The 19,424-nt window shown below is 65.0% G+C and carries 17 protein-coding genes; 11 read left to right on the top strand and 6 right to left on the bottom strand.

Annotation, left to right across the window (positions count from 1 at the left end):
- Positions 1–53: 53 nt before the first annotated feature.
- The 5 genes from AC07Y4_RS21100 (at position 54) to AC07Y4_RS21080 (ending at position 6,766) form a co-directional block, all read left to right on the top strand.
- Entirely contained in the window at positions 54–671 is a 618-nt protein-coding gene (locus AC07Y4_RS21100) for a TetR/AcrR family transcriptional regulator (protein ID WP_070059265.1), read from the top strand.
- Between the two features lie 84 nt (positions 672–755).
- On the top strand, positions 756–1,871 hold the full coding sequence (locus AC07Y4_RS21095) for an efflux RND transporter periplasmic adaptor subunit (protein WP_070059264.1): 1,116 nt from the start codon (positions 756–758) through the stop codon (positions 1,869–1,871).
- Positions 1,868–4,945: an efflux RND transporter permease subunit gene (locus tag AC07Y4_RS21090; protein ID WP_095744411.1), complete on the top strand. Its 3,078-nt coding sequence runs from the start codon at positions 1,868–1,870 to the stop codon at positions 4,943–4,945. The genes AC07Y4_RS21095 and AC07Y4_RS21090 overlap by 4 nt, the downstream gene beginning before the upstream one ends.
- 40 nt (positions 4,946–4,985) lie before the next feature.
- Positions 4,986–5,792, top strand: a complete 807-nt coding sequence (locus AC07Y4_RS21085; protein WP_070059262.1) for an oxidoreductase — start codon at positions 4,986–4,988, stop codon at positions 5,790–5,792.
- Positions 5,793–5,851: 59 nt separating this feature from the next.
- Complete coding sequence (locus tag AC07Y4_RS21080) at positions 5,852–6,766, top strand: LysR family transcriptional regulator (RefSeq protein WP_487849972.1); 915 nt, start codon at positions 5,852–5,854, stop codon at positions 6,764–6,766.
- Positions 6,767–7,298: 532 nt separating this feature from the next.
- Here the strand turns inward: AC07Y4_RS21080 and AC07Y4_RS21075 are convergent.
- The 6 genes from AC07Y4_RS21075 to AC07Y4_RS21050 form a co-directional block, all read right to left on the bottom strand.
- Entirely contained in the window at positions 7,299–8,300 is a 1,002-nt protein-coding gene (locus AC07Y4_RS21075; protein ID WP_070059260.1) for an NADP-dependent oxidoreductase, read from the bottom strand.
- Positions 8,301–8,408: 108 nt separating this feature from the next.
- Entirely contained in the window at positions 8,409–9,239 is an 831-nt protein-coding gene (locus AC07Y4_RS21070) for an alpha/beta fold hydrolase (protein WP_095744413.1), read from the bottom strand.
- Positions 9,240–9,250: 11 nt separating this feature from the next.
- Positions 9,251–10,237, bottom strand: coding sequence for an acrylyl-CoA reductase (NADPH) (gene acuI / locus AC07Y4_RS21065; protein ID WP_070059258.1), 987 nt, complete (start codon positions 10,235–10,237; stop codon positions 9,251–9,253).
- Between the two features lie 35 nt (positions 10,238–10,272).
- The gene (locus AC07Y4_RS21060) at positions 10,273–11,061 is read right to left on the bottom strand and encodes an SDR family NAD(P)-dependent oxidoreductase (RefSeq protein ID WP_487849973.1); all 789 of its coding nucleotides are present in this window, start codon (positions 11,059–11,061) and stop codon (positions 10,273–10,275) included.
- A 60-nt stretch (positions 11,062–11,121) separates the two neighbouring features.
- A complete protein-coding gene (locus tag AC07Y4_RS21055; RefSeq protein WP_139701796.1) occupies positions 11,122–12,216 on the bottom strand; it encodes an alkene reductase in 1,095 nt (364 codons plus the stop codon).
- Between the two features lie 52 nt (positions 12,217–12,268).
- A complete protein-coding gene (locus AC07Y4_RS21050) occupies positions 12,269–13,114 on the bottom strand; it encodes an alpha/beta fold hydrolase (RefSeq protein WP_070059256.1) in 846 nt (281 codons plus the stop codon).
- A 132-nt stretch (positions 13,115–13,246) separates the two neighbouring features.
- On the opposite strand from AC07Y4_RS21050, the gene AC07Y4_RS21045 reads away from it, so the two are divergent.
- From AC07Y4_RS21045 to AC07Y4_RS21020, 6 genes are all read left to right on the top strand, one after another.
- Positions 13,247–13,852, top strand: coding sequence for a TetR/AcrR family transcriptional regulator (locus AC07Y4_RS21045; RefSeq protein WP_095747520.1), 606 nt, complete (start codon positions 13,247–13,249; stop codon positions 13,850–13,852).
- A gap of 146 nt (positions 13,853–13,998) precedes the next feature.
- Complete coding sequence (locus AC07Y4_RS21040; RefSeq protein ID WP_095744417.1) at positions 13,999–15,018, top strand: AraC family transcriptional regulator; 1,020 nt, start codon at positions 13,999–14,001, stop codon at positions 15,016–15,018.
- A gap of 149 nt (positions 15,019–15,167) precedes the next feature.
- A complete protein-coding gene (locus tag AC07Y4_RS21035; RefSeq protein WP_487849974.1) occupies positions 15,168–16,562 on the top strand; it encodes an MFS transporter in 1,395 nt (464 codons plus the stop codon).
- Between the two features lie 13 nt (positions 16,563–16,575).
- Complete coding sequence (locus AC07Y4_RS21030; RefSeq protein ID WP_159277278.1) at positions 16,576–17,316, top strand: nitroreductase; 741 nt, start codon at positions 16,576–16,578, stop codon at positions 17,314–17,316.
- On the top strand, positions 17,313–18,965 hold the full coding sequence (locus AC07Y4_RS21025; protein WP_487849975.1) for an AMP-binding protein: 1,653 nt from the start codon (positions 17,313–17,315) through the stop codon (positions 18,963–18,965). The genes AC07Y4_RS21030 and AC07Y4_RS21025 overlap by 4 nt, the downstream gene beginning before the upstream one ends.
- Entirely contained in the window at positions 18,958–19,404 is a 447-nt protein-coding gene (locus tag AC07Y4_RS21020; RefSeq protein ID WP_487849976.1) for a MaoC family dehydratase, read from the top strand. Before AC07Y4_RS21025 ends, AC07Y4_RS21020 begins: the two co-directional genes overlap by 8 nt.
- Positions 19,405–19,424: the final 20 nt, after the last annotated feature.

Raw genomic sequence — 19,424 nt, 5'->3', positions numbered from 1 at the left:
ATTCAATATGGTCACTTGTTGTCGTTTGTTTGTCCGGGCGGTAAGCTCTGGTCATGAGCAATGCAACTTCTTCTCCGCCTGTAGCGCGGGGGCCGGCCGATCACGACGTGCGCGCGCAGATCGTCGTCGCGGCCACCGAGCACTTCAGCCAGTACGGGTACGAGAAGACCACGGTTTCCGACCTCGCCAAGGCCATCGGCTTCTCCAAGGCGTACATCTACAAGTTCTTCGAGTCCAAGCAGGCGATTGGCGAAATGATCTGCGCGAACTGCCTGCGCGAGATCCAGGAGGGCATCCGCGTGGCGGTCGACGGGGTCGAAAGCCCGCCCGAGAAGCTGCGCCGTATGTTCAAGGCCATTGTCGATTTGGGCCTGCGCCTGTTCTTCCAGGACCGCAAGCTCTACGAGATCGCCATCTCGGCGGCCAGCGAGCGCTGGCCGTCGGCCATTGCCCATGAAGAGTGCATCCGCCAGATGCTCATCGAGCTGCTGAAGCAGGGCCGCGAGTCGGGCGACTTCGAGCGCAAGACGCCGATCGACGAGGCGGCGGCGGCCATTTATCTGGTCATGCACCCCTATATCAACCCCGTGATCCTGCAGCTCAGTGCTCACTACACGGACCAGGCGCCGGCCCAGCTGTCGGGTCTGGTGCTGCGCAGTCTATCTCCTTGAAGATATAAATCGGACGTGACCATTGACTAAAATGGTCACTGTTATCAGAATCGGGGTCCTGATCGATTCGTCTATGGGCCCCTCATGCATTCGCGCCGCTTCCTTACATCTGCACTTGTCTGCGCCTTGCCGTTCGCGCTGGCCGCCTGCGACGACAAGGCGCCGCCCGATCCGCGCACCCAGGCGCCGCTGGTGCGCGCAGCCACCGTCCAGACGGCCGCGTCGGCATCGCGCTCGTTCACCGGCACCGTGGCCGCGCGGGTTCAAACCGACCTGGGTTTCCGCGTCTCCGGAAAGGTGCTGGAGCGCTTCGTGGACGCGGGCCAGACGGTCAAGCGCGGGCAGTTGCTCATGCGCATCGACCCGGTCGACCTGAGGTTGGCGGCGCGTGCCCAGCAGGAGGCTGTCAGCGCTGCACGGGCGCGTGCAAAGCAGGCGAGCGACGAAGAAGCGCGTTACCGCGATCTGCGCGGCACCGGCGCCATTTCCGCCTCGGCGTACGACCAGGTCAAGGCGGCGGCGGATGCGGCCCAGGCCCAGCTCGGTGCGGCCGAAGCGCAGGCCGAGGTTGCGCGCAATTCCAATCGTTATTCGGAACTCGTTGCCGACGCAGACGGCACGGTGCTCGAGACGCTGGCCGAGCCTGGCCAGGTCGTCAACCCCGGGCAGCCGGTGGTCCGCTTGGCGCAGGCCGGGCGCAGGGAGGCCGTGGTCCAGTTGCCGGAAACGCTACGTCCGGTCATCGGCTCCGTCGGCCAGGCCACGCTGTTCGGCAGGGAAGGTGTTGCGGTGGCCGTCAAGCTCAGGCAACTCTCCGATGCAGCCGACAAGCTCACGCGGACCTTCGAGGCGCGCTATGTGCTTGATGGCGAGATGGTCAACGCGCCACTCGGGGCCACGGTGACGGTTCACGTCGGGGATGGCAAGGTCGTCGCGAAGAACGGTGTGCAGGTGCCCATCGGCGCCCTGTTCGACGCCGGCAAGGCGCCGGGGGTCTGGGTCATCACCGGTGATCCGGCGAAGGTGCACTGGCAGCCGGTAACGGTGGAGTCGCTGGAAGACGACCGCGCCCAGATCACGGGCGAGCTCAAGCAGGGCGATCGCGTGATCGCACTCGGCGCGCACCTGCTGCGCGAGGGTGAAGAGGTGCGCGTTGCCGGCGCGGCCGCGGCGCCTGCGGGTGGCGGAGCCCGTCCATGAGCGAAGGCCGTTTCAATCTGTCGGCGCTCGCAGTCCGTGAGCGCGCTATCACCCTGTTCCTGATCCTGCTGATCTCGCTGGCCGGCCTCGTCGCTTTCTTCAAGCTGGGGCGCGCGGAAGACCCGGCCTTCACGATCAAGGTGATGACCATCATCACGGCCTGGCCCGGCGCCACGGCGCAGGAAATGCAGGACCAGGTCGCCGAGAAGGTCGAGAAACGCCTGCAGGAACTGCGCTACTACGATCGCGCCGAAACCTACACGCGGCCCGGTCTCGCGTTCACCACGCTGACCTTGCAGGACAGCACGCCACCCTCCAAGGTGCAAGAAGAGTTCTATCAAGCACGAAAGAAGGTCGGCGACGAAGCGGGCAATCTTCCGGCGGGCGTGATTGGCCCGATGATCAACGACGAGTACGCTGACGTCACCTTCGCCCTCTTCGCACTCAAGGCCAAGGGAGAGCCGCAGCGCGTGCTGGTGCGCGATGCGGAAACGCTGCGCCAGCGGCTGCTGCACGTGCCGGGCGTGAAGAAGGTGAACATCGCCGGCGAGCAGCCCGAACGGATCTACGTCGAGTTCGCGCACGACCGGCTGGCCACACTGGGCATCGGCCCGCAGGATGTGTTCGCCGCGCTCAATGCCCAGAATGCGCTGAGCCCGGCCGGGTCGGTAGAAACCAAAGGTCCGCAGGTCTTCATTCGCCTGGACGGTGCCTTCGACACCTTGCAGAAGATCCGGGACACGCCGGTGGTCGCGCAAGGGCGCACCCTGAAGCTGTCGGACGTCGCCACGGTCAAGCGCGGCTATGAAGACCCAAGCACCTTCATGATCCGCAACGGCGGCGAACCGGCCCTGCTGATCGGCGTCGTGATGAAAGAGGGTTGGAACGGGCTCGACCTGGGCAAGTCGCTGGACGCGGAAGCCCGCGCCATCAATGCCGAACTGCCGTTGGGCCTGAGCCTGTCGAAGGTCACGGACCAGTCGGTCAACATCGCCGCATCGGTCGACGAATTCATGATGAAGTTCTTCGCGGCCTTGCTGGTCGTGATGCTGGTGAGCTTCCTGAGCATGGGCTGGCGCGCGGGCCTGGTTGTCGCTGCAGCCGTGCCGCTCACGCTGGCCGTGGTCTTCGTGGTCATGGCCGCCACCGGCAAGAACTTCGATCGCATCACGCTCGGCTCGCTGATCCTGGCGCTGGGCCTGCTGGTGGACGACGCCATCATCGCCATCGAGATGATGGTGGTGAAGATCGAAGAAGGCTACAGCCACATCGCTGCATCGGCCTATGCGTGGAGTCACACGGCGGCGCCGATGCTCTCGGGCACGCTGGTCACCGCCGTCGGCTTCATGCCCAACGGCTTTGCACCATCGACTGCGGGCGAGTACACGAGCAACATGTTCTGGATCGTCGGCATCGCGCTGATCGCCTCCTGGGTCGTCGCGGTGGTGTTCACCCCGTACCTGGGCGTGAAGCTGCTGCCGAACCTCAAGAAAATCGAAGGCGGCCACGCCGCGATCTACGACACGCCGCGCTACAACCGCCTGCGTCGCGTGCTCGAGCGCGTGATCGCACGCAAGTGGCTGGTCGCAGGCGCCGTGATCGCGCTGTTCGTGCTGTCCATCCTCGGCATGGGTGTCGTGAAGAAGCAGTTCTTCCCGATCTCTGACCGTCCCGAGGTCCTGGTCGAGGTGCAGATGCCCTATGGCACGGCCATCACGCAGACCAGCGACGCGACGGCGAAAGTCGAGGCCTGGCTGTCTAAGCAAGCCGAGGCACAGATTGTCACCTCCTATATCGGCCAGGGCGCACCGCGCTTCTTCTTCGCCATGGGCCCGGAACTCCCGGACCCGTCCTTCGCCAAGATCGTCATCCGCACAGCCAGCCAGGAAGAGCGTGACGCCCTGAAGCTGCGGCTGCGCGAGGCCATCGCGCAGGGCTTGGCGCCCGAGGCGCGGCTGCGGGTGACCCAACTGGTGTTCGGCCCGTACTCGCCGTTCCCGGTGGCCTACCGTGTCACGGGGTCGGATGCAAACGAATTGCGGAAGATCGCGGCCGACGTGCGTCAGGTCATGGATGCGAGCCCGATGATGCGCACCGTCAGCACCGACTGGGGCACCCGCACGCCCGCGCTGCACTTCACCTTGAATCAGGACCGTCTGCAGGCCGTGGGCCTAAGCTCCAATGCCGTGGCGCAACAACTGCAGTTCCTCTTGAGCGGCGTGCCAGTGACGACCGTGCGCGAAGACATCCGCACCGTGCAGGTCGTCGCCCGTTCGGCGGGCGACACGCGTCTCGACCCGGCCCGCATCGCGGACTTCACGCTCGCCGGTGCCGGCGGTCAACGCATTCCGCTGTCGCAGGTCGGCCAGGTCGAGATGCGCATGGAAGAGCCGGTCATGCGGCGACGCGACCGCGTGCCCACCATCACGGTGCAGGGCGACATCGCCGACGGAACGCAGCCGCCGGACGTGTCGAACGCGATCACCAAGCAGCTGCAGCCGATCATCGAAAAGCTGCCCGCGGGCTACCGCATCGTCCAGGCCGGCTCCATCGAGGAATCGGAGAAGGCGACCGCGGCGATGCTGCCGCTGTTCCCGATCATGCTGGCGGTCACGCTTCTGATCATCATTCTCCAGGTGCGCTCGATGTCGGCGATGGTCATGGTGTTCCTTACCAGCCCGTTGGGACTGATCGGTGTGGTGCCAACTCTGCTCATCTTCCAGCAGGCATTTGGCATCAATGCGCTGGTTGGGCTCATCGCGCTGTCGGGGATTCTGATGCGCAACACGCTGATTCTGCTGGGGCAGATCCACCACAACGAGCAGGAGGGGCTGGACCCTTTCCACGCGGTGGTCGAGGCGACGGTGCAGCGAGCGCGGCCCGTGATCCTGACGGCGTTGGCGGCGATCCTCGCGTTCATTCCGCTGACGCATTCGGTGTTCTGGGGCGCATTGGCGTACACGCTGATCGGCGGCACTTTCGCGGGGACGATCCTGACACTGGTGTTCCTGCCGGCGATGTATTCGATCTGGTTCAGGATCAGGCCAGGCAACGCGACCCAGCCCGCGCACTGATGCACTTCATCATCATTCATCAAGATCGAAGGAACCAGTCATGTCGAGTTCATCAGTCGTCGTAGTGACTGGCGCGTCCTCGGGCATCGGACGTGCCGCCGCGGAAATGTTCGTGGCGCGAGGCTGCCGGGTTTTCGGCACCGTTCGCGAGTTGCGCAAGGCACCCGCGCTGCCTGGTGTGGAGTTCATCGAAATGGACGTCCGCGACGAAGGCTCTGTCCAGAGGGGCATCGAATCCGTCATCGACCGGGCCATGCGCATCGACGTGCTGGTCAACAACGCGGGAATGATGATGATCGGCGCGGTCGAGGAAACCGCGACAGCCGAGGCTGCAGTGCTGTTCGATACCAACGTTTTCGGCATGCTCCGCACGACGCGCGCGGTGCTCCCGTACATGCGTGAAAAACGCCGCGGGCGAATCGTCAACGTGAGTTCCGTGCTCGGTGTGCTTCCGGCTCCGTACATGGGACTCTATGCGGCCACCAAGCACGCAGTGGAAGGGCTGTCGGAGTCGCTGGACCATGAAGTGCGCCAGTTCGGCATTCGTGCCACGCTGGTGCAGCCGGCCTTCACCCGGACCAACCTCGATGCCAATGCGCCCCGTGTCAAGGCGCGGATCGCGGGCTATGACCGCGAACGCGAACTGGTGACGCTCTCCGTGGCCGAGAGCGTGAGCAGTGCGCCCGAGCCGCACGGCGTGGCGAGCACCATCGTCGAGGCGGCGCTGGGCCCGTGGCGAATGCGTTGCACGCCGCCGGGGGAGGCGTCTCTGTTGACGAAATTGCGCCGCTTCATGCCGGCGGGACCGGTGGATGCGAGCCTGAGGAAAAAACTCGGGCTCGTCTGAGCACCTGTCCGAGATGCTTGTACCGAGCGTCGCCCTGACCAACAAGAAGGAGAACATTTGTGGACAGCCTGGATCTCCTGCGCACATTCAGCGAGGTCGCCACTTCGGGGAGCTTCTCCCGCACGGCCAAGCATCTTTCGCTGTCCAAGGGCACCGTCAGCAAATACATCGCGGCACTCGAGAGCCGGTTCGGTGTCAGATTGCTGAACCGGACCAGCCATGCCGTCAGCCTGACGGACGCTGGCGCCTTGCTGCTCGAAAGAAGCAGGCCCATGCTCGAACTGGCCGACGTCACGCAAGCCGAGCTCCAGGACCGCGCGCGGATCCCCAGCGGGCGCGTGCGCATCTCGGCGCCTTACGGCATGGAACTGACCGAATTGCCGGCATTGATCAACGCCTTTCTTGGCCACTATCCGGAGGTCAGCATCAGTCTCGTGCTCACAAACCGCATGGTCGATCTTGCGGAGGAAGGCGTCGACATCGCGCTTCGCTTCGGCGCGTCAGCCAATGAGAACCTGATCGTTCGAAAACTGGTATCGATGGAGCTCACTGTCTGCGCGGCTCCCGTTTACTGGCGTAGGCATGGTGTGCCAGCTCATCCGGGCGAACTTGCGCATCACATCGCGCTGTTCAGCAGCCATCTGAATCCGCTGCCCAAGTGGCGCTTCGAAGTCGACGGTCAGCCACTCGAGGTCCCGGTCCGTGGACCGTTGGATGCGACGGAAGCCAGTCCGCTCATCCAGGCGGCGCTGCTTGGCGCAGGCGTTGTCTACTTGCCCTCGGTGATGCTCGCGCCTTACGTCGAGAGCGGGCGACTAGTGCCCGTGCTGTCGGAGTTCGTTCGCAGCGACATGTGGTTGTCCGCTGTGTACCTGGAGCGCCGGCACAGCACGGCGGTGCATCGGGCACTGCTGGATTTTCTCGTGAGCCGGTTGAAGCCTACAGGTTCGCGGATGAGGATCGACGCGCAGTGAGCTGGCAACGTGCGAAGGATGCGCGCCTCCCTGCGGGTTGTCACTGAAGCGAGCAGGATCGCGCAACCAGCTTGCTGCGGCGTGACCAGGCGCCCTGATGTCGTCCGCTGGGACGGCCACGTCGTAGTCGAAGTCCTTCGGGATCTCGAAGGTTTCGAACTCCGCGTTTCTGCGGGAGGCCTTTGATGTGGATTCCCACGCTCATTGGCCCCACTTTTCCATCGAACGCTGACCCGCTTCTGCGCACCGATGCGCAGAACCACAGGCGTGCGCGTTGGAATACAGGCGGTTCAAGCGTCAGCGAAAATGTGGGTCCACGCGTCGATGGCCGCACCGATGCCGCTAGATGCGCCGGTCACCAGTGCGCGCTTGCCGATGCGGGCGGTTGTGTATGAACTCAAGGTCGATCTCCTGGTCATGCAGAGCGGGTACAGAACGCCAAGGCCACCGGAGGCTTGCGCGTCGGCCGTGCGATGGCCTGAGTCGGCGGGGCAAGGGCCTGATCAAAGACGCTAGCGCAGGCAGGCGGCAGCTACACCACTTGCACCACGACCTTGCCCTTGGCGCGCCCACTGTCGACGTAGGCCAACGCTTTGTGGGTGTCCTGAAATGGGAACACTTTGTCGACGACCGGGCGGATGGCGCCTGACTCGATGAGGGCGGTGATCTCTCGCAACTGCGCCCCATCGGCCCGCATGAAGACGAAGGTGTAGTGGCCCCCGTTCTTCTTTGCCTTGTTCCTGATGCTGAAACTCAACAGGCGCAGCACTTGCCTGAGCGGCCAGGCCAGTCCTCGCGCGATGGCGAACGCCGGGGTGGGCGGCCCCGAGATGGAGATGAGATGCCCGCCCGGCTTGAGAACCTGGAGGGATTTGTTCAGCTCGCCGTTGCCGAGGCTGTTCAACACCACGTCGTAGTCGCGGAGCACCGTGGCGAAATCCTGCTGCTTGTAATCGATGACGACGTCCGCGCCCAAGGCCTTCACCCAGGCGACGTTGGCCGTGCTGGTGGTCGTGGCCACGAATGCCCCGAGATGCTTGGCAAGCTGGATGGCAATGGTGCCGACGCCGCCGGAGCCGGCATGGATCAGAACCTTCTGTCCTTTTTTCAGCTTGGCGGTTTCGACCAGCACCTGCCAGGCGGTCAGGGCCACCAGAGGAACGGATGCGGCCTCGACCATGCTGAGATTCTTGGGCTTCAGCGCCAGCGACGATTCCTTGACGGCGATGAACTCGGCGAAGGTGCCGATGCGATCGTCGTCGGGGCGCGCATAGACCTCGTCGCCCGGTTTGAAGCTGCGAACGCGAGCGCCGACCCGCTCAACCGTACCGGCCAGGTCGTTGCCCAGGATCAGGGGGAAGTGGTAGGGAAGAATCAATTTGAATTCGCCGCTCTTGATCTTCGAGTCCAGGGCATTGATGCTCGCCGCGTGGATCTGGATCAGGACGTCATCGTCCCGCACCTCGGGCTCGGGCGTTTCGCCGATGCGGCCAACTTCATTCTTTCCGTAACGATCGATGATGAACGCTTTCATGGGCGACTTTTTTCCAGAGTGTTTGATTGAATGCGCTTTGGGCAGCCCCGCCCCACAGGGGGCGGTCGGGAAAGTCGGCCTGAAGCCGGTTGCAAAAGATGCCGTCGTTCAGTCATTGAGAAAGGCCAGCGCCTTGGGCACGAATTCGCCGTGGTACTGGAAAATCCCGCCATGCCCAGCGTCTTTGTAGATGACCAGTTGCGAGCCTGGGATGCGACGCGCCATGTCATGGCTGTTCACAGTGGGCACCATGATGTCGTTGTCGCCATTCGCAATCAACACAGGGATGCGGATGCCGCCCAGATCCTGGGGCACCTGCCGGCCCCAGGCCTTGATGGCCTTCAGCTGTCGCAGGAAGGTAGGGGGCGTCGGCCCCTTGTCCCGATCCGCCTTGCGCTCCTTCAGTCGCTCCAGGAAGGCTTTCGCGGCTTGACGACCGTTGGCCGTGGAGGTGAAGAACAGAAAGGTCTTCGGATCCCGCAGCGTCAGCAGGCCTTTGACTATCAGCGGCCAGGAGACCGCTCCGACCCGTTCGATGCCTGTGCCGCCTGCCGGCCCTGTGCCGGTCAGGATGAGTCGGCGCACCAGGCCGGGGGCTTTCAGCACGATGTCCTGCGCCACGAATCCTCCGAGGGAGAAGCCAAGCAGATCAATCTTCTCGAAGCCCAGTGCGTGGACCAGCGCGATCGCATCCCGCGCCATCGCATCGATGGTCACAGGCGCTGTTCCGCCTGAAGCGCCGATCCCTCGGTAGTCGATGGCGATGATGCGATGCCTGCGGGCAAGTCCATCGACGATCCGCGGGTCGAAATTGTCGAGGACCGCGCCCCAGTGGTTGAGCAGGACCAGAGGCACGCCATCGCGCGGCCCCAGGTCGCGGTACGCGAATGCAGTCCCGTCGACATCGATCGAGAGGTTGGGAGCGTCGATGAAGGGCATGCGCGATCCGGTCAGGCGTTCACATCCACGATGGTGCGCCCCTGGACCTTCCCTGCGAGTACCTGGCTGGCAACGTCAGGAACCTCTGCCAATCCGATCACCTTGGTGGTCCGTGCCAGCTTGTCCAGGTCCAGGTCGCTGGCCAGACGCGACCACGCCTGCAGCCGCGCAGGCTGCGGCGCATTGACCGAGTCGATACCGGCGAGGGTGACGTTGCGCAGGATGAAGGGCAGGACGGATGCCGGCAGGTCCGCGCCCTGTGCGAGCCCGAAGGCCGCGACCACGCCGCGATACCGGGTCTGCGCCAGGACGTTTGCCAAGGTATGGCTGCCGACCGAATCGATGGCCCCGGCCCATCGCTCCTTGGCGATCGGTGCGCCCGCTTCGGACAGGGTGTGACGGTCGATGATGTCCGCCGCGCCCAGCGCACGCAGGTAATCGGATTCCTCGAGACGCCCGGTCGACGCGATCACGCGATAGCCCAGGCTCGACAGCAGCGCGATCGCCACGGAGCCGGCGCCGCCATTGGCGCCCGTCACCAGGATGTCGCCGTGCTCGGGCGTCAGGCCACCATGCTCGAGCGCGAGCACCGACAGCATGGCGGTGTACCCGGCGGTGCCTATGGCCATGGCATCCCGGGTCGAAAACACCTCGGGAACCTTGACCAGCCAATCACCACTCACCCGCGCCTTCTGCGCAAAGCCGCCGTGGTGCGTCTGGCTCAGTCCCCAGCCGTTGGCCAGCACACGGTCGCCGGCTGCGATGCCGGGATAAGTCGATGCCTCGACGACGCCGGCAAAGTCGATGCCCGGAATCAGCGGAAACTGGCGAATGACCGGTGACCGGCCACTGAGCGCCATCGCGTCCTTGTAGTTCACCGTCGAGTACTCGACCGCGACGGTGACATCGCCCGGCATCAGGTCCTTGTCCTTGAAGTCGACCAGGTTGGTTGAAATGGTGTCGCCGATCTTGCTGGCGAGCAGTGCCTGGAATGTCATGTGCTGTTCCTTCAGTTCTGGAGTTTTTTTCCGTATCAGGCGGCGGTGCGATAACGCTCTGCCACATGCGCCTGCCGGATGTCCGCGACCAGGGCCTGACGTGCTGTGTTCAGCGTTTCCCAGCGCGCGGCATCGTGCAGCGGCGGGATGGTCACGAGTTCACGGCGGTCGAATCCGGCCAGCGCGGCATCCACCAGCTCTTCTACTCCCATCAGGTCAGGCATCGCACGGGTATCGATGCCCGCGCGCTCCCAGATCTCGGTGCGGGTGCCGGCCGGCAACACCGCCTGCACGTAGATACCCTTGGGCGTGAGCTCCAGGCTCAACCCCTGGGACAGGAACAGCACGAAGGCCTTGGTCGCGCCGTAGACCGACATGCCGAACTCGGGCGCCAGGCCGACCACCGAGCCGATGTTGACGATCGCGCCTTTGCCGGCCTGCACCAGGCGCGGGGCGATGGCGCTTGCCAGCCTCACGAGTGCGGTGGTGTTGAGGCTGACCAAGCGGGCGACATCGTCTGTCGACTGGTCGATGAACGGGCCGGACAGTGCGGCCCCGGCGTTGTTGATCAGGGTCTCGATCCTGGCGTCCTCGCGCAGTCGCGTCTCGACGGCGGCCAGGTCGCCGGGTTGGGTCAGGTCGGCCGCAAGGATATCGACGGCAGAGCCGGTTTTCTCACGCAGGCGCGCCGCGAGCGTTTCCAGCCGCGCCTTGTCGCGCGCCACCAGCACGAGGTCGTGGCCGCGGCGTGCGAAGCGGTCGGCATAGATGGCGCCAATGCCGGTCGAGGCGCCCGTGATGAGAACAGTGGAATGAGAGGTCATGTGTTTTGCTCGTGATCGAAAGGGTGAGTCCATGCCGAGATATGCAGCGTGGAAAAACGACTACCGGACACTGGAATCAGCGAGGGTCGGATAGTCGATGTAGCCTTTGGCGCCACCGCCATACAGCGTGGTGGGGTCCAGCGCGGCGAGGGGTGCGCCGATCTCCAGCCTTTCGACCAGATCGGGGTTGCTGATGAAGGGGCGGCCGAAGACGAACAGGTCGGCCTTGTCCTCGATCAGGCGGGCGTTGGCCAGTTCGAGGTCATACCCGTTGTTGGCCAGGTAGGTGTTCTTGAAGCGAGTGCGCAAGGCGTCGAAATCGAACGGTGCGGCATCGCGCGGACCCCCGGTGGCGCCTTCGACCACATGCAGGTAGACGATGCCCATCGCATTGAGTTGCTCGGCGATGTAGTCGTACTGCGACTGCGGATCGCTGGACGAAATGGCGCCGGCCGACGACACCGGCGAGAGGCGCACACCGGTGCGCTCGGCACCGATTTCCTTCGCCACGGCGGCCGTGACTTCGAGCAACAGGCGCGCGCGGTTCTCGATGGAGCCGCCGTACGCGTCCGTCCGGGTGTTGGCACCGTCCTTGATGAACTGCTCCAGCAGGTAGCCGTTGGCACCGTGGACCTCGACGCCGTCGAACCCCGCAGTGATTGCATGGGCCGCAGCCTGGCGGAAATCCTCGACGATGCCTGGAATCTCATCCAGGGTCAGGGCACGTGGCTCAGAGACGTCATGAAAACCGTTGTTGACGAAGGTCTTGGTCGCGGCGCGGATGGGGGAGGGGGCCACCGGCGCGGTGCCACCAGGGCGCAGGTCGACGTGGGAGATACGGCCCACGTGCCACAACTGCACGAAGATCCGCCCGCCCTTGGCGTGAACGGCGTCGGTCACCTTGCGCCAGCCGTCGATCTGCTGCGGCGTGTACAGACCCGGGGTGTCCTGGTAGCCCTGGGCATCGGCCGAGATCTGGGTGGCTTCGGTGATGATCAGGCCCGCCGAGGCGCGCTGACCGTAGTAGGTGGCGGCGTACTCGCTGGGCACCAGACCCGCGCCTGCCCGATTGCGCGTCAGCGGCGCCATCACGATGCGGTTGGACAGTTGGAGTGAGCCAAGTGTGTAGGGCTCGAAGAGCGTCTTGTCAGTCATGCTTGTTTGCTGTGTCGTCGTTGATCGGGCGGGGACGGGATGCGCTACGGCATCACTCCTCGAGGAACTGGATCGCGTGTTGCAGGAAGCGCTCGGGATACTGGAACTGCGCGCCGTGTCCGGCGTCGGGATAGATCAACAGCTGCGCGTTGGGAATGTTCTGCGACAGATGCCAGGAGTTGATCGTGGGAATCATGATGTCGTCGACGCCGTTGAGCACCAGGGTCGGCTGCGTGACGGCGTTCAGGAAGGCATAGGGGTTCGCACCCGGCAGCGGCTGCAGGTAGGCGGCGTGCGCCTCGGCTTGGGCTTGAGCGACGGCCATCGAGCTGGGCGGGTCCTGGTCGGCGCGCTGGTGGCGGCGCTCCCAGAAGGCCAGACCCGCCTGCTTGGCAGCTTCCGAGCGGCCGAAGAACAGGTAGAGAAAGTCATCCGCGGTCGGCACGGGGTTCGGCGCGACCTCCAGCACCCTGGGCTCCATCTTCGGATCGCCGCCGCGCAGTCCGGTGCCGAGCAGGACGAGCTTTCGAACCAGTTGCGGGTGACGCAGCACGACCTCCTGCACCTGGAAGCCCCCGATCGAGAAACCAAGCAGATCGACCTGGGACAGACCCAGCGCCCGGATCACCAGGGCGATGTCGTCCGCCATGTCTTCGATCCGGTTGCGGGGCGTGCCGGTCGAGGAGGCAATGCCGCGACCGTTGTAAAGGATGACCTCGCGGCCTGCGGCCAGACCATCGGTCAACAGGGGATCCCAGTGGTCCAGGCCGCCGCGGAAATGTTGGACGAAGAACAGAGGGGGCTGTCCGCTGGAGGTGTTGCCCCAGCGGCGATAGGCGAATTTTTCGCCATCCACTTCGACGAAGCGGGTGGGTGCGGTCAGGTGGGTATCGCTCATTTTCGGAAGCCTTCCAAGGTAAGTTGGCTTAATGATGTCGATCATCATCTTTGATGTCAAGGACTTTGATGATGATCGACATCAATGTATATTCATGGCTTCACCGATGGCACATCTAGAGAGGTCCTGGACATGAAGGTCACCAAGGCGCAGGCACAGGCGAACCGGGCGCACATCGTCGAGACGGCCTCCACGCTGTTTCGCGAGCGTGGTTACGACGGGGTGGGGATTGCGGACTTGATGGCGTTCGCAGGCTTCACCCACGGCGGGTTCTACAAGCACTTCGAATCCAAGGCCGACCTGATGGCGCAAGCCGCGACCTGCGGTTTTGCGCAGACGGCCGCCAAGGCCGAAGGCGTCGATGCGATGGCATTTGTCCATCACTATCTGTCCCGTGAACACCGAGATGCACCGGGTGACGGTTGCACGATGGCCGCCCTGTGCGCAGATGCTGCGCGCCAACCGGAGTCGATCAAGACGGCGTTTGCGACCGGCATTGAAAACCTGCTGGTGACCCTGGGAAACCAGTTCGACGCGCCAGAGGAGGACGATCAGGGCGGCGACGCACGCGCCAGGCGGATCGACCTCATTGCGCAGGCAGTCGGTGCCATCGTGCTGTCGCGGGCGTGTCCTGACGACTCGCCACTGGCCGATGAAATTCTGGATGTCTGCCGCAGCGCCGTCCTGTCGAGGCTTTCCTCGATGACGCCTGGCGCTTCCGGTTCCCAGAGCACCTAGTCGCACAACTTCCGCGACAGCCCACGACAGAGGTCGGCGGCATCTCATTGCTGCAGACGCTGCGGGTCCCCTGAGGCCGCATCCTGCACAGCGCGAAACGCGCTTATAAAGAGCTCGCCCCACCACTGATTCTTGAGCGAGTGCGTATGAAGTCTGCAGGCTTGAAGGGAACCGTGTCCATTGAACTGGTGCACGAGGCGATCCACGCCGCGGCGCTGAGAAACATGGACATCAGCAGCGTCCTCGAAAGCGCCAAGATTGATCGTGAGCTGTTGAACGCGCCGCGTGCGCGCATCTCGGCGGCGGCGTATTCGCAGATGTGGGTGGCGCTGGCCGACCTGATGGACGACGAGTTCTTCGGCCTCGACAGCCACGGGCTTCGCCGCGGCAGCTATGCGCTGATGACGCGCGCCGCCGTCAACGCCGACAACCTGGCGCATGCGCTGCGCCGCATCCTGAGGTTCCTCCACGCCACATTGGACGATTTCCGCGGCGAGCTGGTCTGCGACGGCGACGAGGCGCGCGTCGTGCTGCATGACGGCGGCGTGCTGCGCCGGTTGTTCGGCTACGGCACCTGGTTCATCCTCGTCCATGGGCTGGCGTGCTGGCTCGTGCACCGGCGCATTCCCCTGCGCGAGATGCAGTTCCGATGCCCGCCGCCCGGCGACGACAGCCACTACCGAACGCGCTTTTGCGAGAGCGTGAATTTCAATGGCGAGACCACGCACATCAGTTTCGCAAGCGATCTGCTGGACCTGAAGATTGCGGAGTCGCCCGCCACGGTCGACAACTTCCTGAGGGAAGCGCCGGCCAACCTGCTGGTCAAGTACCGTAACGACGCCAGCACCAGCGCCCAGGTGCGCAACAGGTTGCGAAGCCAGATGCCCGAGGCGTGGCCCGAACTCGAAAAGCTCGCACAGGAACTCTGCGTTTCCGGCACCACGCTGCAACGCCGCTTGCAGCAGGAGGGCGTGAGCTACCAGCGCGTGAAGGACGACCTGCGGCGGGACATCGCCATCGACCTCTTGTCGAGCGCGTCGCTGACGGTGGCCGAAGTCGCTGCCCGCACCGGCTTCCAGGAAACCAGCGCCTTCCATCGCGCCTTCAAGAAATGGACAGGCGTCAGCCCGGGCGCCTATCGCTCGTCCGCACCCGCGCCGCAATAAGCCGAAGCTCCGGCGTCCGGCAGGGATGCCGACATGTCCGAACGCCCCATCCAGATCGAGACGCGCGGGCATGGAAGCGTGCCGCCTGCAGAACTAACCTCCCGTCGACATCGCATCTCGCGACAGATCAAACGACAGGAGACGAAAACATGCAGCAGGCCGGCAAGCAGGTCGATATTCACGCGTTGGCGGGGCACTCCCGGTTCAACGGCTTTCACGGGCTCGTGCTCTGGTGGTGCGTGTTGATCCTGGTCATCGACGGCTATGACCTGGCGGTCGTGGGCGCCGCGCTGCCATCGATCATGAAAGACATGGGCGTCGACGCCACGAGCGCCGGCGTCATGGCCGGGTCGGCGTTGTTCGGAACCATGCTGGGCGCGATCTTCCTGGGCACCTTGGCAGACCGCATCGGCCGCCCTCGCATGATCGCGGTGTGCGTGGCGCTCTTCAGTGTCTTCACGGCGCTGACCGGGCTGGCCACCGAACCCATCGGCTTCAGCGTCGCCCGCTTCATCGCGGGCCTCGGCATCGGCGGGGTGTTGCCCATCGTGACCGCGCAGATGGGCGAGTTCGCACCGGCGAAGCTGCGCACGCGCCTGGTGACGATGGTTTTCGCGGGCTACTCCGTAGGCGGCATTCTGGTTGCGCTCACTGCCAAGCAGCTCATCGAGAGCCACGGATGGCAATGGGTGTTCTATGTGGCCGGCCTGCCCGTGCTGCTGATTCCGCTCATCCTGAAAACGATGCCCGAATCGCTGTCGTTTCTTCTCAAGAAGGGTGACCAGCGGCAGCTCGGGGAGATCGTGGCCAAGCTCGCGCCGGAGCAGCCGAACGCAGCCGGCACCGTGTATGTCGGCGCGTCCACCGACCGCCTGCACGACGCGCCGGTGCGCACCCTGTTCGACGCCGGACGCGCGTTCAGCACCGTGATGATCTGGGTGGCTTTCATGACGGGGCTGTTCATGGTCTACGCGCTGAACTCCTGGCTGACCAAACTCATGGCCATGGCGGGATACAGCTTGGGCTCGGCCCTGAACTTCGTGATCGTCTTCAACGTCGGCGCGATCGTGGGCGCGATCGGCGGCGGTCTGCTGAGCGACAAGTTCAACATCAAGCATGTGCTGGTGGCGTTCTACGTGGTCGGGGCTGCGTCGCTGGCCGCGCTCGCGTACACGAAATCGACCGAGCTGCTGTTTGTTGCCGTGTTCGTGGTGGGTGCGTCCACGCTCGGAACGCAACTGCTGGCCTATGCCTACGCTGGCGATTTCTATCCACCGGCCGTGCGTTCGACCGGCGTCGGCTTCGCCTCGGGTGTCGGCCGCATCGGCGCCATTGCTGCGCCGATTCTGATCGGCTGGCTCGTGTCGCTGAGCCTGCCCATCGAGCAGAACTTCATGGCGATCGCGCTGGCCGGCGTCATCGGCGCGGCAGCGGTCTCGTTCGTGAACCAGTCGCGCGCCGCGTCGACTCAGGCCAAGGCCGCGCGCGCAGCCACCGGCGAAGCGAGCCGTGTGGACGGGGCGATTCGCCCGGCTTCGAAATAGCAAGGAAACCTCAATGAACCGAATGATGGCGCCGCCGCTGGAGGCACACGCGCTGCAAGGAGCGGTCGACTGGGCCATTGCCACTCGGCGCAGCGTCAGGGCGTTCTTGCCCCGGCCGGTGCCCCGGGAAGAGGTCGAGGCGATCCTCTCGACGGCGCGCTACAGCGCCTCCGGCATGAACATGCAGCCCTGGCATGTGCATGTGCTGACGGGGCCTGCCAAGGCCCGTCTGTCGGCGGCGATTGCCGTGCTCGACGACGATCCCGGCCGGTCGGGCGAGCTGCTTGAGCCCTACGACTACTACCCGCGCGAATGGTTTTCGCCGTACCTGGAGCGGCGCCGCAAGGTCGGCTGGGACCTCTACGGATTGCTCGGCATCGCCAAGGGCGACAAGCAGCGCATGCACCTGCAGCACGGTCGCAACTACCGCTTCTTCGATGCGCCCGTGGGCCTGTTCTTCACGGTGGACCGTGAACTCCAGGAAGGCAGCCTGCTGGACTACGGCATGTTCCTGCAGAGCGTGATGGTGGCCGCACGCGGCCGCAACCTTCACACCTGCCCACAGGCCGCGTTCCTGAAATTCCATCGCCAGATCGCGGACCTGCTGAACATTCCCGTCGGCCAGATGCTGGTTTGCGGCATGAGCCTGGGCTACGCCGACACCTCGTCGGTCGAGAACTCACTCGTCACCGAGCGCGAGCCTGTGTCCGCCTTCACGACCTTCCACGACACCTCCAAGGAGACCACCGCATGAGCGCGCCATCCTATGCACGGGGCCTCGAACGCTGCGCGGCAAATCATGTGCCGCTCACGCCGCTGGGATTTCTCGACCGCGCGGCGCTCGCGCATCCGAACCGCGTGGCGGTGGTGCACGGCGAGCTGACGCGAACCTGGGCGCAGACGCGCGAGCGCTGCCATCGCCTGGCGTCCGCGCTGGCGATGCGAGGCATCGAACCGGGCGACACCGTCTCGGTGCTCGCGCCCAACACGCCGGCCATGCTGGAGGCCCACTTCGGCATTCCGCTGGCTGGCGCGGTGCTCAACGCAATCAACCATCGCCTGGATGCCGAAGGCATCGCGTTCATCCTGCGCCACAGCGAGTGCAAATTGCTGATGGTCGATCGCGAGTTCGCCGCCACGGTGGCCGCAGCGCTGAAGCTGCTCGACCGTGCGCCTGCGGTCATCGACATCAACGACCACCTCGCACCACCCGGCGAACCCATCGGCGAGACCGACTACGAATCGCTGCTGGCGAACGGAGACCCGGACTTTGCCGGTCGCTGGCCCAGCGACGAGTGGCAACCCATCGCCCTGAACTACACCTCCGGCACGACCGGAGACCCCAAGGGCGTGGTCGCCAGCCATCGCGGCACCTACCTCATGAGCCTGCTGCAGATCACGAACTGGGCGATGCCACGGGCGCCGAAGTACCTGTGGACCTTGCCCATGTTCCACGCGAACGGATGGTGCTTCACCTGGGCCGTGACCGCGGCGGCGGGCACCCATGTCTGCCTGCGCCGGGTGTCTGCCGACGCCGTGCTGGAGGCCATCGAGCGCCATCAGATCGATCACCTCTGCGCAGCGCCGGTCGTGATGGCGATGCTCGCGGACGCGGCGAAAGATACCCGGCTGCCGCGCCCCGTGCGCGTGCTGACGGCCGGCTCACCGCCGCCGCTCGCCGTGCTGAACGCGGTGCTGGCGATGGGCTTCGACGTGGAGCACGTCTTCGGAATCACGGAGGTTTCCGGCACGCCGGTGAGTTGCGTGTGGCAGGACGGCTGGGACGACCTAGCGCCCGCCGAGCAGGGGGCGCTGCGCGTGCGCCAGGGCGTGCGCGCCGCCATGTTCGAAGGCCTCATGGTCGGCGATGCCGACACCCTCGAACCCGTCGTGCCCGACGGCAAATCGGCGGGCGAGCTCATGCTGCGCGGCAACACCGTGATGATGGGCTACTTCAAGAACGAGGCGGCAACGCGCAAGGCGCTCGCCGACGGCTGGTTCCGCACCGGTGACGTCGCGGTCCTGCATGCCAACGGGTATGCGCAGATCACCGACCGGTCGAAGGACGTGATCATCTCGGGCGGCGAGAACATCTCGTCGGTCGAAATCGAAGACGTCGTCCATGGACACCCGGCGGTGCTGCATGCCGCCGTGGTGGCGCAGCCCGACCCCAAGTGGGGCGAGGTGCCGTGCGTGTTCATCGAGCTGAAGGCCGGTGTCGCCGCGCCCACCGAGCAGGAGATCATTGCGTTCTGCCGCGAGCGGCTGGCGCACTTCAAGTGTCCGCGCCGCGTGATCTTCATCCCCTTGCCGAAGACGGCCACGGGAAAGATCCAGAAGTTCCGCTTGCGCCAGCAGGCCGGAAGCCAGGACGCCATCACCCGGCTCGCGAGCCATGGCTGAGTGCGAAGCGGCCGCGACCCTGGGGCCTGTCGGGCCCGGCTATCGCTTCTCGCGACCCCACACCTTCGACGAAGCGCAAGTGCGTGCCTTCGCGCTGGCCGCGGGAGACGAGAACCCGCTGCACCACGATGCCGCGTTTGCACAGGGCACGCGCTTCGGCGGCTTGATCGCCAGTGCGACCCACACCACCTCGCTGCTGATGGGGCTGACCGCCAGCCACTTCGCCACGAGGGGGAAGGTGCTGGGCATGAACTTCTCGGTCGACCTGCTGCGTCCCGTACGGGCGAGCGAGACGGTACTCATCGAGTGGCGCGTGACGTCGATGGCCGCGCATTCGAAGGGCGGCTGCGTTCTCGAATTGCAAGGTGCGATCAAGAGCGCGGACGACAGGACCAGCGTGCTCGCGCAGGGCACGGTGCTTTTCACGCCCGCCGCATGAGTGCTTTCCGCGCCAGCGTG

The organism is Variovorax sp. GW460-12-1-14-LB1 (assembly GCF_059423605.1).
The sequence above is the reverse complement of the archived record's forward strand: the minus strand, read 5'-3'. Positions and strand labels throughout refer to the sequence as shown.